Origin of the sequence: Delftia sp. WY8 (assembly GCF_018437695.1) — a bacterium.
Taxonomy (GTDB): Bacteria; Pseudomonadota; Gammaproteobacteria; order Burkholderiales; family Burkholderiaceae_C; genus Comamonas; species Comamonas tsuruhatensis.
Genome location: NZ_CP049795.1, coordinates 6,388,690 through 6,412,065, shown reverse-complemented (window position 1 = coordinate 6,412,065; position 23,376 = coordinate 6,388,690). Strand labels below are relative to the sequence as shown.

At 69.7% G+C, this 23,376-nt stretch carries 17 protein-coding genes; 4 read left to right on the top strand and 13 right to left on the bottom strand.

Going from position 1 to position 23,376, the window contains the following annotated elements; all coding sequences use genetic code 11:
* Nucleotides 1-31: 31 nt before the first annotated feature.
* Nucleotides 32-1,405 carry a helix-turn-helix domain-containing protein gene (locus G4D77_RS29280; RefSeq protein WP_227740991.1) on the bottom strand — a complete coding sequence of 458 codons (1,374 nt, stop codon included), beginning with the start codon at nt 1,403-1,405 and terminating at the stop codon, nt 32-34.
* Between G4D77_RS29280 and G4D77_RS29275 the strand changes: the two genes are divergently transcribed.
* Entirely contained in the window at nt 1,404-2,231 is an 828-nt protein-coding gene (locus G4D77_RS29275; RefSeq protein WP_016451625.1) for an isocitrate lyase/PEP mutase family protein, read from the top strand. The two genes, G4D77_RS29280 and G4D77_RS29275, sit on opposite strands and share 2 nt — an antisense overlap.
* On the opposite strand, the gene G4D77_RS29270 is transcribed toward G4D77_RS29275, so the two are convergent.
* The 8 genes from G4D77_RS29270 to G4D77_RS29235 all read right to left on the bottom strand — a co-directional run bounded on the left by G4D77_RS29270 (nt 2,216) and on the right by G4D77_RS29235 (nt 17,908).
* On the bottom strand, nt 2,216-2,521 hold the full coding sequence (locus G4D77_RS29270; protein WP_154834182.1) for a hypothetical protein: 306 nt from the start codon (nt 2,519-2,521) through the stop codon (nt 2,216-2,218). The two genes, G4D77_RS29275 and G4D77_RS29270, sit on opposite strands and share 16 nt — an antisense overlap.
* A complete protein-coding gene (locus G4D77_RS29265; RefSeq protein WP_154834181.1) occupies nt 2,518-4,188 on the bottom strand; it encodes an SWIM zinc finger family protein in 1,671 nt (556 codons plus the stop codon). The genes G4D77_RS29270 and G4D77_RS29265 overlap by 4 nt, the downstream gene beginning before the upstream one ends.
* Complete coding sequence (locus G4D77_RS29260; protein WP_213757821.1) at nt 4,185-5,390, bottom strand: VWA domain-containing protein; 1,206 nt, start codon at nt 5,388-5,390, stop codon at nt 4,185-4,187. Before G4D77_RS29260 ends, G4D77_RS29265 begins: the two co-directional genes overlap by 4 nt.
* A 32-nt stretch (nt 5,391-5,422) precedes the next feature.
* Entirely contained in the window at nt 5,423-7,831 is a 2,409-nt protein-coding gene (locus tag G4D77_RS29255; RefSeq protein ID WP_154834179.1) for a DUF5682 family protein, read from the bottom strand.
* Nucleotides 7,821-8,945: an ATP-binding protein gene (locus G4D77_RS29250; protein WP_154834178.1), complete on the bottom strand. Its 1,125-nt coding sequence runs from the start codon at nt 8,943-8,945 to the stop codon at nt 7,821-7,823. The genes G4D77_RS29255 and G4D77_RS29250 overlap by 11 nt, the downstream gene beginning before the upstream one ends.
* Nucleotides 8,945-11,872: a DUF4132 domain-containing protein gene (locus G4D77_RS29245; RefSeq protein ID WP_154834177.1), complete on the bottom strand. Its 2,928-nt coding sequence runs from the start codon at nt 11,870-11,872 to the stop codon at nt 8,945-8,947. The genes G4D77_RS29250 and G4D77_RS29245 overlap by 1 nt, the downstream gene beginning before the upstream one ends.
* Before the next feature lie 23 nt (nt 11,873-11,895).
* A complete protein-coding gene (locus G4D77_RS29240) occupies nt 11,896-14,889 on the bottom strand; it encodes a DUF4132 domain-containing protein (RefSeq protein ID WP_154834176.1) in 2,994 nt (997 codons plus the stop codon).
* A 76-nt stretch (nt 14,890-14,965) separates the two neighbouring features.
* Nucleotides 14,966-17,908, bottom strand: coding sequence for a DUF4132 domain-containing protein (locus G4D77_RS29235; RefSeq protein ID WP_154834175.1), 2,943 nt, complete (start codon nt 17,906-17,908; stop codon nt 14,966-14,968).
* A gap of 392 nt (nt 17,909-18,300) precedes the next feature.
* Here G4D77_RS29235 and G4D77_RS29230 point away from each other — a divergent pair, with 392 nt between their 5' ends.
* Complete coding sequence (locus tag G4D77_RS29230) at nt 18,301-19,023, top strand: alanyl-tRNA editing protein (RefSeq protein WP_016451616.1); 723 nt, start codon at nt 18,301-18,303, stop codon at nt 19,021-19,023.
* A gap of 63 nt (nt 19,024-19,086) precedes the next feature.
* Here G4D77_RS29230 and G4D77_RS29225 read toward each other — a convergent pair whose 3' ends face one another.
* Nucleotides 19,087-19,377 carry a hypothetical protein gene (locus G4D77_RS29225; protein WP_154834174.1) on the bottom strand — a complete coding sequence of 97 codons (291 nt, stop codon included), beginning with the start codon at nt 19,375-19,377 and terminating at the stop codon, nt 19,087-19,089.
* A 326-nt stretch (nt 19,378-19,703) separates the two neighbouring features.
* Between G4D77_RS29225 and azu the strand changes: the two genes are divergently transcribed.
* On the top strand, nt 19,704-20,162 hold the full coding sequence (azu, locus tag G4D77_RS29220) for an azurin (protein WP_016446217.1): 459 nt from the start codon (nt 19,704-19,706) through the stop codon (nt 20,160-20,162).
* 170 nt (nt 20,163-20,332) lie between these two features.
* Here azu and G4D77_RS29215 read toward each other — a convergent pair whose 3' ends face one another.
* From G4D77_RS29215 to G4D77_RS29205, 3 genes are all read right to left on the bottom strand, one after another.
* Complete coding sequence (locus G4D77_RS29215; protein WP_017403869.1) at nt 20,333-20,842, bottom strand: hypothetical protein; 510 nt, start codon at nt 20,840-20,842, stop codon at nt 20,333-20,335.
* Nucleotides 20,829-22,166 carry a hemolysin family protein gene (locus G4D77_RS29210; RefSeq protein ID WP_016446219.1) on the bottom strand — a complete coding sequence of 446 codons (1,338 nt, stop codon included), beginning with the start codon at nt 22,164-22,166 and terminating at the stop codon, nt 20,829-20,831. Before G4D77_RS29210 ends, G4D77_RS29215 begins: the two co-directional genes overlap by 14 nt.
* Before the next feature lie 189 nt (nt 22,167-22,355).
* A complete protein-coding gene (locus tag G4D77_RS29205; RefSeq protein WP_016451613.1) occupies nt 22,356-22,706 on the bottom strand; it encodes a hypothetical protein in 351 nt (116 codons plus the stop codon).
* A 153-nt stretch (nt 22,707-22,859) separates the two neighbouring features.
* Here G4D77_RS29205 and G4D77_RS29200 point away from each other — a divergent pair, with 153 nt between their 5' ends.
* A complete protein-coding gene (locus G4D77_RS29200; RefSeq protein WP_026061999.1) occupies nt 22,860-23,366 on the top strand; it encodes a hypothetical protein in 507 nt (168 codons plus the stop codon).
* Nucleotides 23,367-23,376 lie beyond the last annotated feature (10 nt).

The window sequence follows — 23,376 nt, the reverse complement described above, 5'->3', positions numbered from 1 at the left end:
TCAGCCTGGGGCAAGACCATCCATCCGGCGATCAGGCCATGAGCCCAAGCAGCCAGTCCGCATACTCCACGGTGGCGGGAGTGGTCCCGGAAGGAGGCTTGATGCATGCCGCGCGTGTGGAATTCGCCATGGCGCGTATGTCGCTGGGTGTGTGGCCGAATTTGGCCCGGAATGCGCGGCTGAAGTGGGCCTCACTGGCAAAGCCCAGGCGTGCGGCCACCTCGGCGACACGCAGGCGTCGGTAGGCAGGGTTTGACAGGGCATGGAAGGCCTCTTGCAACCGTCGCTGCTGCACATAGCGCATCACACCCCCCAAAGGTTCGAAAAGGTGGTAGAGCCGGTGACGTGAGATGCCGAAGCACCGGCAAAGCAGCTCGGGCGAGAGGGGAGCGGCCAGGTTTCGCGCGATATGGCGCTTGATACGGTCCAGCATTGCTGCCTGCAATTCAGTCCGAGCCTCGGCCACCGTCCGTAGACTGGGGCGCAGGCAGGCCGCCAGCATCTGGGTAGTGGCATGCACTATGTCGTCAGCCTGCTCCAGGCCGATGGAAGGCAGGCGTCGCTGCAGAGCGCAAAGATGATCTGCCAATAGCCCGGCGAAGATGCTGCTGCGGGTCAACACGGTTCCGTGCAAGCCTGAACTCGATGCACCCATTGCCTGGTCGCCAAGGCTGCGGGGCACGATCAACGAGAGCACATGGGAGTCGTCCGCAACGGTATGCTGGCAGCGAGCCATGTCGAAGAAGACCACATCACCTGCTTGCACCGTCAGCTCGTGACCATCGTCACAGCGCCCTGTGAAGCCGCCTCCCCGGTACCACTGCACCAGATAGTGGTCCAGCCCGTCGTGGGCCGCGCGTGCATGTCCGCGCGAGAAGCGCTGTGCACCGAAGCGCAGGTCTCCCAAAAGCAATTGTCCCAAGTGGACTGCATCTACCGAGGCGTGGAAGCCGCCGCGCACCGTACCGCGCTCCAGCGGGGTCACATCGAACAGTACAGAGATGCCGCTGCGCCAAGCGTCGAACCTGTCCGCCTCCAGGCACTGCTCGGTGGTGAAGGTGGTGCTCGGCAGGGCTGAGGTCGGAGTCTGCATGTCGAATGATCTGGGCAAAAGAATGCCGTGGTGAAGCCGTCCCTCCGATAGCAGCCAAGGCGTTGCGACACACTCGCCCAGGACGGCTTTCATTTGAGAGCCGCGGCATCGTAACGCAATGTGTGCTGGGGCGAATCGAACTGACGAACGGTAGCCCGTCAAGATGCAACCCAGGCAGTGATGCAGGAAGATGCGCAGAAGTTGGTGCCTCGGCAGGTCCAGCAGCCATTCAGCCTGTGGCGGTGGATAGCGTTCACAGGCCTTGGAGAATCGATGCTTGAGTTTCTCAAGAGTCAAAACGGAGTGTTCCATGACCCCTACCACCGAACAAAAACGTGCCAGCTTCCGGGCCCTGCACCGCCAGGGCTGCTTTGTACTGCCCAATCCATGGGACGCCGGCAGCGCCCGCATGCTGCAGGGCCTGGGCTTCAAGGCGCTGGCCAGCACCAGCTCGGGCCATGCATGGTCGCTGGGCAGGCCCGATGGCGCCATCTCGCGCGACATGACCCTGGCGCATCTGCGCACCCTGGTCGCGGCCACCGACCTGCCCGTGAACGCGGACTTTGAAAGCGGCTTCGGCCTGGGTCCGCAGGAGGTGGCAGAGAGCGTTCGCATGGCCTTGGACACCGGCGTGGCAGGGCTGTCCATCGAGGATTCGACAGGCGATGCGGCCAACCCCTTGCGCAGCATCGAGGACGCCGTGGCCCGGCTGCGCGCCGCCCGCGCTGCCATCGACGAGGCAGGCGGCAGCACCTTGCTGGTCGGGCGTGCGGAGAATTTCTTCGTGGGCCGGCCCGATCTGGACGACACCATTGCCCGGCTCAAGGCCTATGCCGAGGCCGGCGCGGACTGCCTGTACGCACCCGGCATCCGCAGCGCCGAGCAGATCCGTGCCGTGGTGGCGGCCGTGGCACCCAAGCCGGTGAATCTGCTGATCGGAGGGGCCAGCGAATGGAGCCTGCAGGATGCCGAGGCCATGGGCGTGCGCCGCATCAGCGTGGGCGGCGCACTGGCGCGCGCAGCCTGGGGCGGCTTTCTGCATGCGGCGCGCTCCATTGCCGAGACGGGGCGCTTCGACGCGTTCGCCCAGGCCACGCCGGGCGCCGAGCTCAATGGCTTTTTTCAGGGCAAGGACTGATCCGCAGCGGCCTGCAGCCGCTGCGCGGTCATGACCCAGACCGCGATATCGAGCAGGGCGGCCGCGCGCTCCACCGGCGCGAGCTGCGGGTCCAGCACGCTGTCCATCTGCCGTGCCAGGGCGGACCAGCCCAGCAGTGCGGCCTGATCGGCCCAGGCCCGGCCTGCGGCCAGCAGCGGTGCGCCGGCACCCACCAGGCCTGCGGCCTGCATATCGGCCAGCCAGACCTGGCCCTGTGCCAGCCAATGGCGCAGCGGCGCCTCGGCGTTTTCGTTCGGTGCCGTGCTCATGGCTGTTTCTCCCTGCTGCCCTGCGCTGGCGGCGGCTTCCAGGCCGTGCTGGGATGGTGCCAGTCCGTACTGTCCCGCCAGCGCACCGATGCCACGGCCATCTGCAATCGCCCGGCCACGAATTCCACGCGGCCAAAGACCTCCTGCAGCACCCGGCCGCACGCCAGCTCCCGGCGCAGGGCCTCGCCCGCCCTGCCGTGCATGCCGTGCAGATCGCCGGCCAGGCATATGACGGGGCCGGAGGTTGGCAGCTGCGGTTGCAGCTCCATCGTCCAGCGCTGCAGCAGCAGGTCAGTCTGCGGCAGGCCGCTGCCGCTCACCTTCCATCGCGCCCAAAGGGGCGGCTGCTGGCGCCAGGGGTCGGCATGCAGCTCCTGCAGATGGCGACGCAGCAGGACCTGGGGGTCGTCGGCCCCCGGCAAGGGGCCGGCCGCCTGGGCCGCCACCAGCCGGGTGGCATCCCGCGCCGAAAGGCGGCCGTCGTCGCTGACCCAGCCGTCCACCAGCACATGAGGACCTTGCAGCAGCTGCCTTGCCGTGAGGCCGCCCAGGGTTTCCGATTCCAGCGCCTGGGCAGGCTCCCATTGCGGATCAAAGCCCTCAGCGCGCGATGCCGACCAGGTCAGGAACCGGCCGCTGGCCGCATCCTGCAAGTGCACCGAAAAACCGCGCTGCCCTCCGCGCGCCAGCCACAGCTCGGCCGCCACGGCATGCAGGCACAGGCCTTGCACGCGCCGGTAGCTGCGCCTATGCACGCCAGCCAGCTCCTGCAGGGGCCGAGGCAGGGGTTGCTGGGACAGGCCGCGCAGCAGCATCCACAGCGCGGCCAGCAGGGGAGCCACGCGTTCGGCTGCACCGGCACGCCCTGCGCGCTCGTCACGCAAGGCGCGTACCAGCAGGTTGAGCACGCTGGCAGGGCGCGGCAGGTCGGCCTGGCGCAGTTCGGTGGCCAGTGCCTCGCCCTGGTCGAGGAAGGCCGGGCTCATGCCGGCACGGCCCTGCAGCACCCAACCGGTCAGCCATTGGCGCGCCTGGGCCAGCCGCTGCAGTGCGCCGGCTTCCAGCGCATGCGCCGGCAGCTCCGGCATGGGTGCGCCCGCCAGGCGCCGGGCCTGCAATGCCACCAGGGCGCGGTGGGCGCAGGCCGCTGCCTTGCAGCTGCAACTGGCCGCCGCCAGGCCACCGGCACGCGGCAGGCGCACGGTGACTTCGTCGGGGTTGGACAGTTCGCCGATCAGGGTGGCCGGGGCCTCTTCCAGCACCGCCTCGAAGCCCTGGGCCATCCAGCGCAAGGCCTTGCGCTGGGCGGCCATTCCAAAGGCCTGGGCCACGGCGCCGGCATCGCCGTCGAGCCACGGGGCAGCAGGCGCCTGGGCCATGCCATCGGCCGGGGTCTCGTGGGCCAGCCGCGCCCGCAGGCCCAGCAGCAAGGCGCACAGATGGTGGCAGGGGCCAAAGGCGGGGCAGCTGCATTGCAGCGTGGCAAAGCCCGCGCCGGCCAGGGTCTGGACATGGCCTTCGATGCCGGCGCAGGCCTGGTTGGCCGCCAGTTCCCACTGCCCTGCATCCACCGCCGCCAGAGCCTTGGCCCCGCGCTTGAGCAGGCCCTTGTTGGCCCAGTCGGCAATGGCGTCATCGTCCAGGGTGCGCAGCCATTCCTGCATCATGAGGGCCGCCCTCCCTGCATGGCCCGGGCCAGCCAATCCACCAGATGGTCGGGCGTCATGGCGGCAACCTGGGCGCCGCGCGCCACCAGTTGCGCCACCAGTTGCGCGGCCAGGTCGCGGTCATAGTCGGGGTTGGCGCGGCGGTCCAGCGCAGCCAGCACCAGCACGCGCGCACCACTGGCAACCAGCCGCTCTGTCTCGGCGATGACGCGGGCCTCGTCATGGCCTTCGTACAGGTCGGTGATCAGCACGATCACGCTGCGGCGCGGCGCGGCAAGCTGCCCGGCCACATGCGCCAGTGCCGCGCCGATGTTGGTGCCCCCGCCCAGTTGCGCGCCCAGCAGCAGCTCTTCGGGCGCATGCAGCTGGCCGGTGACATCGGCCACCGCATCGGAGAACAGCAGCACATGGGTGCGCAGGGCGCGCACGCGCGCAAAGATGCTGCCCATGACGGCGCTGTGGATGACGGATTCATGCATGGACCCGCTCTGGTCCACCACCAGCCACAGGTCCCAGGTCAGGCGCTGTGCTTCGTTCTCCCTGAAGAACAGGCGCTCCAGCACCAGCACCTGCTCCTCGCTCTGGTAGTGGCGCAGGTTGTGGCGCAGGGTGCGCGGCCAGTCCAGATCGCTCATCTGCCCCTGGCCCCGGCTGCTGCGGCGCCTGCGCCGCCGCCCCAGGGCCGAGTGCACGCGCGAGGACAGCCGCGCCTGCAGATCGGCCACCACGCGCGCCACCAGCCGGCGGGCCTCGGCCAGCACCTCGGGGGGCAGGCTGGTGCGCACCGCCATCAAGGCGGCCACCAGTTCGATGCTGGGCGTGGCCTCGGCCAGGACCTGGGGATCACTGAGCAGGCCATGGAGCCCATAGCGCGACAGCGCATCGCGCTGCAGCGTTTCCACGGCGCTGCGCGGGAACAGGTCGCGCACCTCGCCCAGCCAGTGCACGGCCTGCGGCTCCGGCACGCCGCTGCCGCCCTGGCGCGCGGACAGCCCGCCTGTGCCCTGCCAGGCGTCGGTGCCTGCACCGTCGGGCTGCTCGCGCAGGCGGTGCTCGCGCTGGTAGAGATAGTCCAGTGCCGCGTCGCGGCGCGCATCGGCGTCATCGAACGGCTGCGCCGCAGCCAGGGGCTGGGCGGCTTCCGGCCCGAGGATGAGGCGCCAGCGCCGCAGGGTGGCGGCATCGATTGCCTGTTCCTGCATTGGCGGCTCGTGCATTGGCGGATCTTCCCGGCTCATGACAGTCCCCAGGGTTGCAGCAGCCGGCCCACCTGGGCCGCCAGGGCGCGGCTGTGCGCCAGGGCCTCGTCCGATGGCAGGTGCACGGAGGCCAGCGTGGTTGCGCCAGGTGGCGTGGCCGCGCCCGACAGACCCGCCAGCCGCCCGGCCAGCTGCCGCAGTTCGGCACGGGTCAGCTGGGCAAAGGCCAGCCGCAATGCGGGCAGGCCGGCCAGGAAGGCGTCTTCCGGCCAGTGCGCAATGCCGTCACTGAGCAGGCGCAGCAGCGGCGGATGGCTGAGCAGCCAGCCCTTGGCCACGCGCACAAAGCCCTGCAGGTATTCGCCCATGGCGGCGCCATCGACCTGCGCCAGGCCCAGCATGGCGCGCAGGGCGGCATCGGTCTGCGCGATCTGCCAGCGGCCGGCCATGCTCAGAATGCCGGCCGTGGCGCCGCGCACGCGCGCGGGCGTGCTGTCGGCGCCTGCCTCATGCAGGGCGGCACAGGCATCGTGGAACAGGCCGGCGTCGGTCCAGGGCGCGTGGCGGCAGACCATGCCGTGCAGATCGGCCAGGGCATCCAGGGCCTGTGCCTGCTGGGATGCATCGCCCTCGCCCAGCCAGGGCAGGCGCAGGCAGGCCTGGGCAAAGCAGCGCTGCAGCAGCGGCAGCAGGCGCGCCAGGCCCACGCCGCCCAGCGCATGGCGGGCTTCGTAGGCCAGGGCCAGGCAGCCCGTGGCGCGGGCCAGGGCCAGCGCGTCGTGGCTGCGCTCCATCCAGGCCTGCACGGTGTCCAGCACCTGCTGGGCAATGCCGTCCAGGCCCATGACCAGCACATCCAGCACGCGCTGCGCGGGCTCCGTGTGGGCCGTCTGCGCCAGGCGCTCGCGTACCAGGTGCACCGCGGCTTCCTCCAGGCTGGAGCCGTGGCACATGGCCTCGGTCAGGGCCACCGTGGTCTCGACCTGCCAGCCCAGCGTCCAGACCTCGCGCACACGCGCCAGGCCCGTGCCCGCCACGAAGTCCGGCCCGGCCAGGCGCTGCGCATAGGGCACGCCCAGGTAGCATAGGCGGTGCAGCCCCTGCGACAGCCGGCGGTGGCGCGCGCTGCGGTAGATGTCCAGCTCCTTGCGCACGGGCGCGGCAGGCCGCACGGGCAGGCGGTGGCGCAGGCAGAAGGCCTGCACATCGACCAGCAGCGGGGCGGCCGGCGCGTTGGGTGGCAACTGGCCGTAGTCGTCGGCGTCCAGCAGCCATTGACCAGTCTGCTGCCCGGTCTGCTGCCCGGTCTGCTGCACCACAGGCTGCGGTCGCAGGGCCTGGGCATGCTCCTTGAACACGGCGCTGTCCAGCGCTTCCAGCAGCTCGGCCCGGCCGCCGCGGCAGGCGCGCAAGGCGGCCAGGCCATGGGCCAGGCGCACGGCCTCGGCCGCGTCAGGCAGGCTGGCGGGCATGCCCCGGGCGCGCAGGCTGTTCACGGTGCGTGCCGCCATCTCGGGCCAAGCATGGCTGTCCGGCTGCAAGGCGCCCTGCTCCAGCGCCTGCCATACGCCCTGGTAGTAGCCGGGCATGGGCATGCCGGCCGCGTAGCCGCTGGCGCGCTCCAGCCGCTGCAGCGTGTAGGCAATGAGGTGCACGCCCACATCGATGGCGGGCCTGGCGTCCGCAGGCCGGGCGGGGGCCGAGAGGCCGGCAACGATGCCGGGCACATGGAAGCCGCCGCAGACCACCAGGCAGCGCCCGCCTTCGGCCAGGGCCGCGCTGACCTGGGCGGCCATGTGGGCCTCGCGCGCCAGGTCCTCGGCATCCATGCCGCTGCCGCCCGTGCCCTGCTCGCGCAGCAGCTGGCTGAAGGCCAGCACGCCGGCAAAGTACGTCTGGGGCGAGGCGTCCTCGTTGCCAGATTCGTAATGCCGGTCCCACCATTCGTCGAAGTCGCGGCAGCCGCTGGCCTGGATGAGGCCGGCCAGCACATCGGGCGCGCGCCGCGCGGGCTCGTCGGCCAGCAGGGGTTCGGGCGCGCAGGCGAAGTAGTCCAGCTGCGCGGCCTGCGCCAGCCTGTCGGCATAGGGCAGGTCGATGAAGCGCACGGCGCTGCGCAGCCGCGCCGCCTCGCGCAGGGCCACCCATTCGGGCGAGAAGGCGGCAAAGGGCACGTAGCAACGGCAGCGCCAGTCTTGCTCGGCCGCGCCGGGCTCGGCCATGGCCGCATGCAGGTAGGCGGCCAGCGGGGGACGCGCCTGGGCGTGCTGCAGGGCGGGCAGCAGGGCATCGAGCTCGCCCGGGCCTTCGATCAGCACGTGGGTGGGCTTGAACTCGCGCATCAGCGCGCGCAGGTGGTGGGCGCAGCGCGGGCTGTGGTGGCGCACGGGCACCAGGCGCAGCTGCGGCAGCGGCGCCAGCCACGCGGCAGCGTCAGTGCTCACGGCCGCCTGCGACAAAGTCCTGCCACTGCGGCTGCCCTGCGCGCTGGCGTGCCACCACGCGCAGGTATTCGGCGAAACGGCGCCGGTCCTCGTCGTCGTCCTTGATCACCGTGCCCAGCAGGTGGCGCGCCAGGTGGGCGGGTCCCACCTGCTCCTGCCCGAAGTACCAGCACTGGCAGGCGGCGTTGAAGGCCACGTCGATGGCCTCGGCCGTGGACAGCACGGTGCCCGGCCGCTCCACGGCCGTACCCTCCACGCTGCCGCTGCGCAACTCCTGGAAGGCCGTGGCCAGCAGGGCCAGCACATCGGGCGCGACGGTGGTGCCGATGCGCTGCTGCGCCAGTGCGCGGCCCACCTCCTGCCCTATCAATGCGGCCTGCGCGGCCACGCCTTCGAGCGGGCGCATGGTCTCGAAGTTGAAGCGGCGCTTGAGCGCGGCCGACATCTCGTTGACGCCGCGATCGCGCAGGTTGGCCGTGGCAATCACATTGAAGCCCGGCCGTGCCAGCAGCCAGGGCTGCTCGTGCTTGAGTTCGGGAATCTGCAGCAGCCGCTCGGAGAGCACGGGCACCATGCAGTCCTGCACTTCGGTGGAGCAGCGCGTGATTTCCTCGAAACGCAGCAGCCGCCCTTCCCCCATGGCGCGGTGCAGCGGGCCGGGCACCAGGGCCTCGGGGCCGGGGCCGTCGCGCAGCAGCAGGGCGTAGTTCCAGCCATAGCGGATCTGCTCTTCCACCACGCCGGCACCGCCCTGCACGGCGAGCTTGCTGTCGCCGCTGATGGCGGCGGCCAGCAGCTCGGACAGCAGGGACTTGGCCGTGCCCGGCTCGCCCACCAGCATCAGGCCGCGCTGGCCGGCCAGGGTGACGATGGCGCGCTCGACCAGGGCATCGTTGCCGTGGATCTTGCGCGCGATGGCCGGCCCGCCGCCGTCAGGTTCCGCACCGCCCAGGATGAAGCGCCGCACGGAGCGCGGGCTCAGGCGCCAGCCGTCGGGGCGCGGGCCCTGGTCGGCGGCCTGCAGGGCCGCAAGTTCCTGGGCGTGGGCCATTTCGGCCGGCAGCCGCTGGGCGGCAGGTTCCGGGGTGGCCGCTGCAATGCGTTTGGTGGCCATCAGTCGCTCTCTTTGGTGCTGGCCGATTTGGCGGCGATGGCCGCGAACTGCGCCATCAGCGTGGCCTGCAGTGCGCGCGGCCACTGCTGCGGCTGCAGCCGGGGCCAGCGGCCATCTTCGCCGCGATGGCTGCTGTCATAGATCACGGCATGGGTGATGTCCACGCGGTTGTCCAGGTCCATGAACGGCAGGTAGCGCCCGTGGTGGAGTTCGATGTACAGCTGCGGGCCTGCCAGGTCCAGCCTGTGCTCGTAGATGCCGGGGCCGTCCCCCACGGGGCCGGGGCGGTAGTTCCACTTGGCCAGCAGGCCGGACAGCGCGCCCTGGCGTATCTGCAGCGGGCCGGCGGGGTGCAGGGCATGGTTCTTCCACTGCCCGGCTTCGGGCAGTTGTGCGCCTGCGTGCAGCTGGTCGATCAGCGGCTGCAGCTCGTAGTCGGCCAGGCAGGTGCGCCAGGCCTCAACCTCGCCCGCTGCGGCATCGACCGGATGCCAGAGCAGCACCTGCGCATCGTCGGGCAGCTCCACGGCATCGTCGGTGGCGTCGAGCAGGGAAAAGTCCTCGGCAATGCGAAAGCTCGCGCCCTGCTCCAACCGCCAGATCAGGCTGCGGCCCACGATGCGCAGCAGGGGATGCAGCAGGAACAATCTGCGCCAGCGCGGGACGGACCAGCGCTGTCCCGTCATGAAGGCGGTACCCAGGCGCGGCACCTGCTGCCTGGCGATGGCCTTGACGCCAGCGGCAACGGTCTTGAATTCGGCCTGGGCCGCATTCCACTGCAGACGCAGCGATTCGTCCTTGAGCGCAGGCAGGGTCTTGGAGGCCTTGCCCTTGTCGCCCACCACGCGCAGGCTCAGGTCGCCCTGCAGCTGCAGGCGGTAGCGCTGCGGGCCCACCTCCAGCACCAGGCCTTCGCCGCCCAGGCCGAAATCGGGCGTCAGCTCGTCATACAGCTCGATCAGGCTCAGGCCGCGCCGCTGGGCGGCCGCCTTGAGCGCGTCATGCGTGGCTTCAATCACCAGGTCCTTGAGCTTGCGCGAGCTGGACAGGGTCTGGACCTGGGACAGCGCATACAGCGTGTCCAGCGCACCGAGCTGCTCCACGGCGATGATGGCGCGCAGCTTCTTGCTCCAGCCCCAGGCCTTCACGGCGGCCACCAGGGTCTGCACCAGGCGGTCATCGACATGGCCGGTGGCCAGCCGCAGCGCCCAGCGCGCCTTGGGCTCGCCCTCCAGGGCCACCCAGGCATTGACCAGGTGCAGGGACAGCTGGGCGCGGCTTTCGGCCGGCACATGGGCCAGCAACTGCTCCACCAGCGGCGGCAGCTCTTCCTCGGCCGTGGCCACCAGGTGCAGCACGGTGCGTGCCGCATGCCCGGACAGCGGCGCGAACAGGGCCAGGGTCTCGGGCTGGTCGTAGGCCTTGATGCTGCTGGAAAAGCGCTTGAAGCGCGCCACGCGGGCCTCCAGTGCGTCAAGCGGCACCCGGCCCCCCTCACCCTGCGCCACGGTCAGAGCGCCCGGCACGGGGACGCCCAGGGCCAGCAGCCGGCCCTCGACCATGCTTTCGGAGCCCAGGTCCAGGCCCGTGCGCAGCAGCGCCTGCAGCAGCGGCGCGACCCCGGGATCGGGATGGGCCAGCAGGATGTCGCGGCAGGCCAGCTGCATCGCTTTCTCGCGCCGCTGCAGCCAGGCGTTGGACTCGAAGACAGCGCCTACGGCCTGCTCATCCAGTCCCTGCATGAAGCGCGCCACCGCTTCGCGCAGCGCCCGCGAGCTGCTGGCCGCCAGCAGTTCGCCCAGCAGGGGCAGCCGGGCATGCAGCATGGACGGGTCCAGCTGCGCCAGCAGCGGGGCCAGGCGCACGGTGGGAATCTCGCGCAGATAGTCGGGCTGCTCGGCCAGCATCTGGTTGAGCAGGCCGATGAAGGGCTCAATGCGCGACACCTGCAATATGCAGCGCAGCAGATGGGGCAAAAGCTCCGGGTAGCGTGCCGTCCAGATCTGCTGGGCGACCACCGCATCGAAGTGGTATCTGGGCTGCCATCCTTCGATCCAGGCGACGAAGGGCGCGGCATCCTCCCGCACCAGGCGGTCGAAAATGGGGATGAAGTAATCAGCCGGCTCGCGGTCCGCCCTGCCCAGCAGCAGGTTGACCAGTTCCAGCCGCCGCTGGGCATCGGCGCCCAGGTCCCAGCGCAGCGCGATCAGGCCCGGGTCTTCGTTGATGGGCTTTTCGTCGAACCAGTCGGGATGGCGGCGGTAGAAGTCGTACCAGGGCGCGCAGCGCTGCGGGTGCGGAACGTCGCTGTGCCGCGTCATGTAGACATCGCGGATGTCGGCATAGAGCGCGCCGCCGCGCTCTGCCAGCTCCATCAGGTCCTGGTCGTCCAGGCTGCCCAGCAGCAGCTTCCAGTCGACTCTGTCATACCTGGCGCCGGACTGGACGTTCAGCTCTGCGGCCCAGTCCAGCAGCTGCATCACCCGTTCGCGGCTGATGCCCGGGTACCAGAGCCAGCCGAACATGTCCAGGATGCGGATTTCACGGTAGTCGTTGTCGCCGTCCGGCGCAGGTGGACGGGCCAGGCTGGCGCGCGCCATCTGCTCGAACTCGGCCGCAAGCTCGGGGCTATGGCGTGGAATGTCGCCGTCCAGGCTGCCGTCAATCCTGCGCCCGAAGGGGATGGTCTGCCGCGCGAAGGCCAGCCACAGGTCATGGTCATGGGTCCAGGGCAGATCGAAGTTACCCAGGGCGCGGATGGGGTTGGAATAGTCGTCGAAGGCCTTGCGCGTGAAGGCGCCCACTTCGTCATGCCGGCCCGCGCGCATGCGGCTGGCCAGCACCTGGACCAGTTCGGCGGGTGGCAGCGAGGCGCTCAGTTCCTCCAGCGTGGCCTGGTCGGTGTGTTCTAGGGTTGAAGAGGTCATGGATTCAGGGGTTCTGGAGGGAGTCAAACCTGGGCTGCAGCCGCTGCGGCTGCCGCGCCCGCGGCGCGCGAGGCCAGGGCCTGGAGCATGGCGCACAGCGATGCCTGCAGCGGCAGCGGCCATTCGGCAGGGGGCAGCAGGCGGTCGGCGACCATGTCGCGCAGGGCAAAGCCTTCGATGTCGATCTCATGGCCGGGCTCGTAGTACGGCATGGCCGCGCTGTGCAGCAGCTCCACGCGCCAGCGCTGCACGGCAAAGTCCCGCAGGTGCAGGTAGATGCCGGGGCCATCGCACACGGGGCCGGCATGAAAGCGCCATGGCCCTGCCAGGCCGTCCAGCGCCTGCTGCGTGAGGCGTATCGGTGCCAGGGGCTGCAGCAGTTCCTGCTGCCACTGGCTGGCCAGCGGCAGGTCGGCGGGCGCATCGACCTGCTCGATCAGGGCCTTGAGGCCGTAGTCGGCCAGGCATTCGCGCCACTGCGCACGCTCCTGTTCGGTGGCCTGCGCGGGGTGCCACAGGGCGATGCGGCCCTCGGCCGGCAGTTGCACCGCGTCGCTCTCGGCATCGACCAGGGACAGGTCCTCGGCAATGCGCAGGCTGAACGGCTGGCCGGCCGCGGGCTCCGCCCGCCAGACCAGGCCCTGTGCCACCACGCGCAGCAGCGGGTGCTCCAGGAAGAGGCTGCGCCAGGTGGCCAGCGGCCAGTGCCGGCCCAGCATCAGGCAGGACTGCAGGCGCGGCGCCTGCTGCTGCAGCACGGCCTTGATGCCCTTGGACAGCGTCTTGAGCCGCGCGGCGGCCGCCTCCCACTCCGTGCGCAGGCCCTCGTCGTCCAGGGCCGGCAGGCTGCGCGCCAGCTTGCCGGCCGGTGTGCGCAGGCGCAGCGACAGGTCGCCCTGCAGCAGCACGTCATAGGTCTGCGCGCCCACCTGCAATTGCACGCCCCGGCCCAGGTCGAAGTCCGGAGTCAGCTCGTCGCCGAGGTCGGCCAGCGCCATGCCGCGCCGCGCGGCGGCCTCGGCCAGCACGGCCTGCGCGGCGGCCAGCACGCTGGGCTTGAGCGTCTTGCCGGTGGCCAGGGCCTGCACGCAGGACAGGGCATAGACCGTGTCGAGCCGGCCCAGCTGCTGCAGCGCGACCACGGCGCGCTCCTTGCGCGTCTTGTGCCAGGCCAGGGCGGCCGAGGACAGCACATCGACGATGCGGTCGTCCGCCGCGCCGGGCAGCAGCTTGAGCACCCAGCGCGATTCTGGCGCGCCATCGGCAGCCACCCAGTGCTGGACCAGGGCCAGCGCCAGCCGCGCACGGTTCTCGGCGCTGGCCTGGGCCAGCAGTTGGCGGGCCAGCGCCGGCAGCTCCTGCGGGCTGGTGGCCGCCAGGTGCAGCAGCGCACGCGCGGCCTGGGCCGACAGGGGCGCGAGCAGGTCCAGCAGCGCCGGCTGGTCCAGCGCGGCAATGGCGGGCGACAGGCGCTGCAGGCTGGCGGCCTGGGCTTCAAGCTCTGCCAGGGAGCCGGCATCGCTGCCCGCAGGCACGGCCTCGCCGCCAGGTGACCCGGCTGCGTCCGCAACCGGGGCTGCGGCACCCAGATCCTTCAGTCGCGCCTGCACCGGGCCTTGCTCGGCCACGTCCAGCAATCCACCGGACAGCAGTGCCGACAGCAGGCTGCCAGACGCCGGATCAGGATGGGCCACCAGCACATCGCGGTAGGCCAGCACCAGGTTCTTGTTGGGCTTGGCCAGCCAGCCGGCGGCCTGGGGCGCATCCACGGGCAAGGCAGACAGCGCCTGTGCCAGCGCCGCACGCAAACCCTTGGAGGCACTGCCGGAGGCGGCCTTGCCCAGTTGCGGCAGCAGCCGCTGCAGCGTGTCCACGCGCAGCGCGGGCAGCAGGTGCGTGAGCGGGCCGGCGGCCAGCCGGGCCAGGTCGCCAGGGCGATCGGCCAGCAGGGTCTCGGCCACCGGGGCGTAGCCGGCGCGGTCGGATTCGTGCTTGCAGCCGTCTGCGCAGGCCGGCAATAGCAGCGACAGCAGGGCCGGCCACCGGGCTTCCCACAGCCGCTGCGCCACGGCGGGATTGATCGCCAGGTGGCCCAGTTGCTTGAACCAGGCGGCCAGCGGTGCGGCATCGGTCTGCAGCATGCGCTCCACCAGGACACGGTCATGCGGCCAGTCATCGTCCGAGGCAAAGCACAAGGCCTTGAACAGGTCCTGGGCCAGCAGGTCGCGGCGCGCGGCATCGGCCGTCTCCCAGCGCGATGCAATCAGCACGGGCTCGGGCAGGCGCAGCTGGTCAAGCACGGCGGGGAATTGCGCAAAAAAATCCCGCCACAGCGCCCAGCGCTGCGCTGCAGGCCGCGTGCGCTGCAGCGGCAGCTGGCGTTGGACGATGTCGCGGCTGAGCTGGCCGCCGCCGTCCTCGATGGCCATGGCCAGCAGTTCGGGCTCGGGCAGCTGGTGCAGCAGGTGCTGCCACTGGCAGTAGTACTGCGCGCCGGGCGCAATGCCGGCCTTTGCGCTCAGTTCCCGCGCCCAGCGCAGCAGGCCGGTGATATCGGCACTGGACATGCCTTCATGGCCCAGCACGCCAAACACCTGCCTGAGCACGAGGTCGTAGCCATCGCGCAGTCTCCAGGGCTGGTGGGTGCGGCTGCCCCAGTCATCCAGCCAGGCGCGGGCCAGTGCCGTCAGCTCTGCTGTCAGCTCGGCACTGCGCCGGGGCACGCCCGGGTTGCCTCCATAGAACTGTCCCAGCGGAAGGCTGATGCGCGCCAGCGCCAGCCACAGCGCGTGGTCGCGCTGCCAGGGCGCATGCTCGCCGGGCAACTGGTGCAGCCGCTCCTGGCACAGGCTGCTGCTGTCGCGCAGGAAGTCCGCCACCTCGGCATCGCGCCCCTGGGCCAGGCGCTTTGCCAGTTCGGCGGCAAAGGCCGGCATGCCCTCGCGCCCGGCCGGCGCGGCCGTGTGCAGTTCGTACAAAGCCTGCAGGGGAAGCGCTGCTGTCTCGTTGTTGCTCATGGTCTGTGGAGTCTTCGGTGATGGGCGATCGGCCGGCCAACGTTTCAAGGGAGCAAAGGTTCACAAAGACAAGGGCTCAGGCAGCCGCCTTGGCCGCCAGGGCCAGCCACTGGCCTTGCAGCGTGGCCAGCAGCGGCTTGGGCAGCCGCGCCGGGTCGGCGCTGGCCCCGTAACCCTTGCTCAGGTCGTGCACGCGCAGGCCTTCCACGGCCACGGGCAGGCCCAGGTCCAGGTAGGGCGGGAAATAGCCGTGCGACAGCTCCAGGCTCAGCTCCAGCGCGGGCAGGCGCCACACATGCTCGTTGATGCTGGGGCCATCGCCCACGGGGCCGGGCCGGTAGCCGAACTTCTTGAGCATGGCGCCGAGCTGCTCCTGCGCCAGCGTGATCGGCGCGGGCGGCAGCAGCATGCCGTTCTTGAACTGGCTTGGCGCGGGCTGCTCGGCGCACGCGCCCAGCTGGTCGACCAGGGGCTCCAGCTCATAGTCGGCCATGTAGGCCTGCCAGGCCTCGCGCTCGCCGGGCTGGGCCGTGGCCGGGTGCCAGAGGCTGATGCTGCAGCCTGCCGGCAGGGTCACGGTTTCATCCTCCACATCGACCAGCGAGAAATCCTCGGCCAGGCGGAAGCTGGTGCGCGCCAGGCCCGGCGCATCCTCTGCGCGCCAGATCAGGCTGCGCCCCACGATGCGCAGCAGCGGGTGGGCCACGAACAGCCGCTGCCAGCGATCCAATGGCCAGCGCTTGCCGCTGACCAGGGCCGCCAGCATGCGCGGCGCCTGCTGCTTGACCACGGTCTTGAGGCTGGTGGACAGGGTCTTGAGCTGCGCGGTGGCGGCCTCCCATTCGGGCTTGAGCGCCTCGTCCTTGACCGCAGGAATGGTCTTGCTGGCCTTGTTCCTGTCGTTGATGACGCGCAGGCTCAGATCGCCCTGCAGCTCCACGCGGTAGCTCTGCGGCCCGACCGTGACCGTCAGGCCCTGGCCCAGGCCGAAGTCGGGGGTCAGCTCGTCGAAGAGCTCGGGCACGCTCATCTTGCGGCGGGCAGCGGCAGCGCGCAGGGCGCTGCGCGCCGTGCGCTGCACCTGGTCCTTGAGCGAGCGCGATTCGGAGATCTCCTGCACGCGCAGCAGAGCGTAGAGGCTGTCCACCTCGCCCAGATGCTCGACAGCGGCGGCCGCGCGCTGCAGGCGCGGGCGGTTCCAGGCCTGGACGGCGGCCACCAGCGCATCGACCACGCGGTCATCGGCATGGCCGGGCAGCAGCCTGAGCGCCCAGCGCTGCTTGGGTTCGCCCTCGCAAGCAATCCATTGCTGCACCAGGGCCAGCGCCAGGCGGGCACGGTTGTCGGCCGGAATGCGCGCCAGCAGCTCGCCAGCCAGCGGCGGCAGGCCGCCTTCGGCAATGGCGGACACATGCAGCAGCACGCGGGCCGCGTGCTCGGACAGCGGCGCGCACAGCGCCAGCAGCTCGGGCGTGTCGAAGGGCTTGATGGCCGCGCTCAGGCGCTTGATGGAGGCGATCTGGGCTTCCAAGTCCACGCCGCCAGCGGCAGACGCTGGCGATGCGGCATCCGCCTGGCTTTCTTCCGATGCCGAGGCGCCCTGCCCGGTCAGGCCCAATTGGTTCAGCCGCTGCTGCACGCTGCTGGCCGAGGCCGCATCCAGCTTGCCGCCGGCCAGCAACTGCGCCAGCAAGGGACCGACGGCGGGGTCGGGGTGGGCCAGCAGCACGTCGCGGCAGGTCAGCAGCAGGTTCTTGGGCGGCTTGTTCAGCCAGCCGGCATCCACCAAGCTGGCCAGCGGAATATGGGCGGCCAGGCCGGCCATGGCGGCGCGCAGGCCCTTGGCGCTGCTGCCTGCGATGAGCGGGGTCAGGGTGGGCAGCGTGGCCTTCAGGCTGGCGGTGTCGAACGCGGGCAGCACATTGACCAGGTCCTTGACAGGCACCTCGGCCAGATCGGCCGGGCGGCGGGTCACCAGTTCGCGGATCGCGCTGCGGTAGCGGCGCAGCTCGTCCTCGCGGTCGCAGTGCTGGGCAATGGCCGGCAGCAGCAGGGGCAGCAAGGCGGCATCGTCGTGCTTCATGACATGCATGGCCAGCGCCAGGCTGATCCGATAGCCGCCGTTCTCACGCAGCTGCCTGGCAAAGGGCGCGGGATCCTCGGCCACCAGGCGGTCCAGCAGCTGCAGCGCACGGGTACGCTCCCCGCCCTGGGCATGGCCCAATTGGCCCATCAGGGTGCCCGCCAGTTCCTCACGCCGTGGGGCATCTGCGCTGGCCCAGCGCTGCTCCATCAGGTCCGGATCGCCTATGTAGGTCTGGTCATACAGCTCGGGATGCGCGGCAAAGAAGCCCATCCAGGACTTCCAGCCCTGCCCCTTGGGCTGCTTGGGTTGGCGCTCTTCGCAGTAGTGCACTATCACATCGGCGAACAGCTTGCCGCCCACGGCGGCGTAGCGCTGCAGGTCGGCATCGTTCAGCTGGGCGATCAGCCGCTTCCAGGGCGCGTGGTACTCGGTGTCGGGCTTGTACTCACCTTCCTTGCGCAGGGCCAGCGTCCAGTCCAGCGTGGCCGTCACTTCCTCGTAGGGCATGCCTGGATAGCAGAGCCAGGGCACCAGGTTGCCCAGCACCATGCCTATGCCTTTGAAGACCGGCAGATCCGCGCTGCGGGCATGGGCCAGCCATTGCTCGGCCATCACGCGCACTTCGGCGGCCACCTTGGCATTGGTCAGCTTCTCGCTGAGCCCTGCCGGCGCATGGCCGCGCGGCACCGTGAGCCGTGCCAGGGCCAGCCAGCGCTCACCGTCATGTGTCCAGGGCGATTCGCTGCTGTTCAGGCGCCCCAGCATGTAAAGGCAGCGCTCCTCGCAATCACGCAGGAAAACCTGCACCTCATCGGCCCGCCCGTCATGAAGCCGGGCATCAAGTTCGGCGGCAAAGGCCTCTTCGCTGAGGCCTTCGTCCAGCCGGTCATAGAGATCGCTCAGGGAAGCTGCGTGAAGATCGGTAGTGCTCATAAAGATGAGGAGATGAACAATGTGGGCAGCCGCAAACCGGGGCCTGCCGGGATGGAGACGGGGGTGGAGCCTGCACGGGATGGACGCAAAGGTTCTTGATCCATTCGGACAGTTCCTCGGAAAACTCACAGATTCATGCCCTGCGTATGTCGTCAGCTTCGGAAAAATCTGTAGCGCCATCCGCAACGGCCACGCCATTGTTCCCCGGCACGCACGCGGCGCGGGCGCCGATCTTGTCAGGTCGCGGACCCGGGCACTTGACAGGCTGTCAAGCAGCCGACTGCCACCGCTGCGGGCAATGGACTGTACTGGGGACTTTTCGCCCAGGCGTACTGCCCGGCCCCGCCATGCCGCCGATACCATGGACCGCGACATGACCCCGGAGACACCCCATGCCCATGCCCCTGTCCCAGACGCACAAGCTCTTTGACGACGACGCCTACCTGGACCGCTGCGAAGCCACCGTGATCGCGGTCAGCCCCGAAGGCATCGAGCTGGATGCCACGGTCTGCTATGCCCGCAGCGGCGGCCAGGCCGGAGACACCGGCACGCTGATCCTGGCCGACGGACGCAGCCTGGCGGTCATCGACACCGTCTATGCCGATGACCGCCAGCGCATCCTGCATGTGCTGCAGACCGATGCGCCGCCCCAGGTCGGCGAGCGCGTGCAGGTTGCCATCGACTGGGACAGGCGCCACCGTCTGATGCGCCTGCACACCTGCCTGCACCTGCTGGGCGTGCTGGTGCCCGTGCCCGTGACGGGCTGCAGCATCTCGCCGGACTCGGCACGCCTGGATTTCGACCTGCCTGAATCCACGCTGGACAAGGCCGATCTGACGGAGCGCCTGAACGCCCTGATCGCCGCCAGCCATGCCGTGAACGTGGATCGCATCACGCCCGAGCAATTGGCCGCCCAGCCCGACCTGGTACGCACCGCAGGCGCGGCGCCCCCGGGCGGCACGGCGACGATCCGCATCATCGACATCCCCGGCCTGGACCGCCAGCCCTGCGGCGGCACGCATGTGCGCAGCACGGCCGAGATCGGCACGGTGGCCGTCACCAAGATCGAGAAGAAAAGCCGCACCAACCGGCGCGTGGTCGTGCAGTTCGCCTGAGGCCTGCCAGACCTGCCAGACCTGCCTGGCCTGCCGGACCTGCCTTGGCTGCCGCCCCGCGCCTCAGGACATCCAGGACCTGGGCGCCGAAGGACCACCCGGCTCACGGGACCCCTCGCCGCCCGGAGCCACCCCTTCGGGCTGGCTGCCGGACTTTCGCATCAGCTGCAGGATCTGATCGAGCTTGTCCTGCTCGACAGCGATCGAGTGCAACCTGAACAGCACGTACGGAATGAGGACGCTGGCACAGGCCATGCCCGCCAGCGCCGTCTGTTGCTGGGAGCTGTCGACGAAGAACGCCGTCAGCAGAAAGATGGCGCCAATGAAAACGCCTATGAAAACTATCACTCTCATAAACCCCCTCTATGTTCCGCAATCGTACCCAAATGTGACTGAGGTGAGTAGAGGCATGCGAGCTGTGGGGTTGCCCGTCGCCAAAAGACGACGGACGGCAGGTGATTCCCGGCGACAGCCACCGCGCATACCCTGCCGGCGTGACGCCATCCCGCATGCTTGGAGCGCAGGTCTTCGAACTGTTTTGACTTGATTCAAATCAACCCGCCCTCCCCCATCCTGTCTATGCTGGAGGCAGCCATACAAAGCATCCATGGCGACAGACCGCCTGCCGGTCCATGGCCACCGGATGCCAGCCACCTCACCCGCTTTTCAAGGAGAAAACAATGGCAATGCAATGGAAACCCGTCCTCTTGGCCCTCGCAATGACTGCCGTCGCCGCGCCTGTGCTGGCCGCCGACTGCGCCGTCGAGATCGAAGGCAATGACGCCATGCAGTTCAACAAGCCCACCATCAGCGTGCCCGCCAGCTGCAAGCAGTTCACGGTCAAGCTCAAGCACGTGGGCAAGCTGCCCAAGACGGCCATGGGCCACAACTGGGTACTGAGCAAGACGGCCGACCTGCAGCCCGTGGCCAATGACGGCATCGCCGCCGGCGCCGCCAAGGACTTCGTGAAGGACAAGGACGCCCGCGTGATCGCCCACACCAAGGTGATCGGCGGCGGCGAGACCGACTCCGTGACCTTCTCCACCGCCGCCCTGAAGGCGGGCGAGGCCTACAGCTACTTTTGCTCCTTCCCCGGCCATTCCGCGCTGATGAAGGGCACGCTGACGCTGGCCAAGTAAGCCGGCGATCTGCCCTGGCCCGGGACCTTGCGCCCCGCGCCCTACCCGGCGGCACTTCGGTGCCGCTTGTCGTTTCCGCCCCTCACATTTGCGGGACCGGGCAAGCCACGCTTGCCTGGCCTGCCGGTCCCTGCCGATGCATGCCGATCCGTGCCGTTGTGCGCTGCCTCTCAGTGCCGGCTGGCGGTCCTGCCGTGCGGGCGGCCCTGCATTTCCATGCAACCCTTTTGCATCAGGCGCAGCAGCAGCTGGGTCCAGCTGGCGTCGGCCCATTTGGTGCTTTCCAGCACCAGGGACCGTGCCGACTGCAGGCCGTCGCCGGGCTGCAGCTCCACGCGGAAACTGCCGCGTTCACGCTGGGACGTGACGGCCACCACGCTGCCCAGCAGGGCGATATCAAGGGAAGGGCGCGGGCCTTGCGGGCCGTCCAGGTCCACGCGCAGCACGCAGCCGGGGCGAAGTTCGTAGGTCCAGCGGTGGTCGGCATGGCCGGCCGCGCCCATGGCGTTCATTTCGGCAAGCCGCTGCTCCTGCGTCATGTCGTAGGGGCTGATGATGGGCGCCTGCTGCTGCGGGTAGCCCTGCACGCCGTCCAGGCAGGCGGCCATGAAGACCACGGCCGCCGCGCATGCCAGCAGTTTCCAGGCGCAGCGCGGGGCCCGTCGTTCAACGCGGTGCATGGGCTGCTCCTGCGTCTTCGTCGCCGGGCACCTGCAGCGACACGTCCACGCGCATGGCCAGCACCTTGTCGATGGCCTTGCCGTCCATGTCCACCACCTCGAAGCGCCAGCCTTCCCATTGCACGGTGTCGGTGACACGCGGCAGCCGGCCCGTGAGCAGCATGACCATGCCGGCCAGCGTGTGGTAGCGGCCGCGCTCCTCCTCGGGCACGGTGGCCAGCTCCAGCCGGTCCTTGAGCTCGGGCACGGGGATGTGGCCGTCAAGCAGCCAGCTGCCGTCCTCGCGCTGCAGCGCCCAGGAGTTGCGCGGATCGCGGGGCTGGAATTCGCCCGTGATGGCTTCCACCAGGTCCTGCAGGGTGACGATTCCCTGGACCTCGCCGTACTCGTCGATCACAAAGGCCATGTGCACGTCGGACAGCCGAAAGCTCTCCAGCAGCTCCATGCCGGTGATGGTCTCGGGCACATAGAGCGCGGTCTGCATGGGCTGGTCGGTCAGGCCCTGATCCTTGCCCTGCAGCGCGCGCGACAGCCACTGGCGCGCGTTGAGCACGCCGATGATGGAGTCCATGCCGCCGCGCACCACGGGAAAGCGCGCGTGGTCGGACTGCTCGATCACGCGCAGGTTGTCCTCGAATGGCGCATCGGCATCCAGGCAGACCACATCGCTGCGCGGCACCATCAGCGAGCCGATCTGGCGGTCGTCAAGGCGGAACACGTTGCGCACCATGGTGTGCTCGTGCGATTCGATGACGCCGGCCGTCGTGCCTTCGGCCAGCATGGCGTGGATCTCTTCCTCCGTGACGGCGCTGCCGCTGTTTTCCTTGACGCCCAGCAGGCGCAGCAGCGCATGGGTGGACACGGACAGCAGCACCACGAAGGGCTTGGTCAGATGGGCCAGCCAGTTGACTGGGCGTGCGATCAGGCGCGCAAAGGTCTCGGGATAGGTCTGGCCGATGCGCTTGGGCACCAGCTCGCCGACGACGATGGAGAAGTAGGTGATCAGCACCACCACCAGCGCCGTGGCCGTGTAGCCGCCATAGGGCGCGGGCACGCCCAGGCGCTGCAGCCACTCGGCCAGGGGAGCGGCCAGCGCGGCCTCGCCGACGATGCCGTTGAGCACGCCGATGGAGGTGATGCCGATCTGGATGGTGGACAGGAAACGCGTGGGGTCGGCCCCCAGCTGGGCGGCTGCGGCGGCGCCGGCGTCCCCCTCGTCTATGAGTTTTTGCAGGCGAGCCTTGCGCGCCGTCACCAGCGCGATCTCGGACATGGCGAAGACGCCATTGAGCAGGATCAGCGCAAAAAGAATGGCAATTTCCATGATGCTTGTTCTGGGAACCGGGAGCCGCCGCTGCGGCAAAAAGGGCCCATGCTGCGCTGGGTCCGGAGAGATTGGAAGCGATAGGCCAGCCCCGCAGACGGGGCATGCCGGACAGGACCCGGCGAACGGCGTGGATGCCGCATGCGCCGACCCGGAGGAGCCAACGGCCCCGGCAGGTCGCAAAGGGGATCAGGCCGCCCGGGGAGGCCGGTCGGGCGGGGCCAGGCTGCGCCACGGTCCTTCGCGAAGGCTGCTGGCGACATGGCGATCGGCCTGCAGCCGAGGGGCATCCACGCCATCGACGGCATGCATGACATCGGGGAGGTCCTGCTGATCGTCCATCAGCGCATGGTCGAAGTCATCGAGCAGGGAGGCCGTGTCCACCAGCGGCGCTGCCGTGCGCTGCACGCTGGCGCAGGCGGCGCCGGCCGGCTCGCAAGCGGCCCCCGGCAGGGCCCGCCATGGCACAAGCCCCAGCGTGGACAAGGCCACGCTGACGACGAAGTGCAGGGAAAAAGCCACGATGAACCATCTGGACATGGTCCGGGGATTTTATCCATGCGCCGCACCCGCGGGCAGGCACCGCGCCTGCCCACCGCTGCCTGCCACTGTCCACGGCTGTTCGCCGTTTCCTACAAGCGGCGCGCCGGCGCCGTGGAAACATGCGCCACGGCCCACTCTCCGCCCTTTGCCATGAAAGCACTCCATACCCTTTTCACCGTCGTGCACGCGCTCATCGCCCTGCTGTTTTCGCTGGCGGCCATCGCCCTGCTGTGGATTGCAGGCCTCAAGGGCTGGAACGCCATGGCGCATGGCGTGGATGGCGATTCGGGGCTGCGCATCGTCGAGGCGCTGGGCATTCTGGCCTCGGGCGTGGTCGCGCTGCAGATCGCCCAGACCATCACCGAAGAGGAGGTCATACGCGAGGCCCATATCAGCGGCCCCACGCGCGTGCGCCGGTTTCTCTCGCGCTTTCTGGTGGTGCTGGTCGTGGCCCTGGCCGTCGAAGCCCTGGTCGCTGCCTTCAAGACGCAGGAAGAGCCGGCCCACCTGCTCTATCCCGCCGCCCTGGTCAGCGCCGTGGGTGTCCTGCTGCTGGGCTGGGGTGCCTTCATCCACCTCAACCGCTCCGCCGAGGAGCTGGAGCCCGAGGCCATGGAACAGGCCAAGGGCGAGGACCACAAGGTGAACAAGGATTGATGGCAGGCAG

What these genes read in the sequence shown, in the direction of transcription:
- G4D77_RS29265 (WP_154834181.1), bottom strand. Translation starts at nt 4,188, where the DNA reads ATGATGCAGGAATGGCTGCGCACCCTGGACGATGACGCCATTGCCGAC.
- G4D77_RS29205 (WP_016451613.1), bottom strand. Translation starts at nt 22,706, where the DNA reads ATGTCCAGATGGTTCATCGTGGCTTTTTCCCTGCACTTCGTCGTCAGC.
- G4D77_RS29275 (WP_016451625.1), top strand. Translation starts at nt 1,404, where the DNA reads ATGACCCCTACCACCGAACAAAAACGTGCCAGCTTCCGGGCCCTGCAC.
- G4D77_RS29200 (WP_026061999.1), top strand. Translation starts at nt 22,860, where the DNA reads ATGAAAGCACTCCATACCCTTTTCACCGTCGTGCACGCGCTCATCGCC.
- G4D77_RS29250 (WP_154834178.1), bottom strand. Translation starts at nt 8,945, where the DNA reads ATGGCCACCAAACGCATTGCAGCGGCCACCCCGGAACCTGCCGCCCAG.
- G4D77_RS29280 (WP_227740991.1), bottom strand. Translation starts at nt 1,405, where the DNA reads ATGGAACACTCCGTTTTGACTCTTGAGAAACTCAAGCATCGATTCTCC.
- G4D77_RS29240 (WP_154834176.1), bottom strand. Translation starts at nt 14,889, where the DNA reads ATGAGCAACAACGAGACAGCAGCGCTTCCCCTGCAGGCTTTGTACGAA.
- G4D77_RS29230 (WP_016451616.1), top strand. Translation starts at nt 18,301, where the DNA reads ATGCCCATGCCCCTGTCCCAGACGCACAAGCTCTTTGACGACGACGCC.
- G4D77_RS29235 (WP_154834175.1), bottom strand. Translation starts at nt 17,908, where the DNA reads ATGAGCACTACCGATCTTCACGCAGCTTCCCTGAGCGATCTCTATGAC.
- G4D77_RS29260 (WP_213757821.1), bottom strand. Translation starts at nt 5,390, where the DNA reads ATGCAGGAACAGGCAATCGATGCCGCCACCCTGCGGCGCTGGCGCCTC.
- G4D77_RS29215 (WP_017403869.1), bottom strand. Translation starts at nt 20,842, where the DNA reads ATGCACCGCGTTGAACGACGGGCCCCGCGCTGCGCCTGGAAACTGCTG.
- G4D77_RS29245 (WP_154834177.1), bottom strand. Translation starts at nt 11,872, where the DNA reads ATGACCTCTTCAACCCTAGAACACACCGACCAGGCCACGCTGGAGGAA.
- azu (WP_016446217.1), top strand. Translation starts at nt 19,704, where the DNA reads ATGGCAATGCAATGGAAACCCGTCCTCTTGGCCCTCGCAATGACTGCC.
- G4D77_RS29225 (WP_154834174.1), bottom strand. Translation starts at nt 19,377, where the DNA reads ATGAGAGTGATAGTTTTCATAGGCGTTTTCATTGGCGCCATCTTTCTG.
- G4D77_RS29270 (WP_154834182.1), bottom strand. Translation starts at nt 2,521, where the DNA reads ATGAGCACGGCACCGAACGAAAACGCCGAGGCGCCGCTGCGCCATTGG.
- G4D77_RS29210 (WP_016446219.1), bottom strand. Translation starts at nt 22,166, where the DNA reads ATGGAAATTGCCATTCTTTTTGCGCTGATCCTGCTCAATGGCGTCTTC.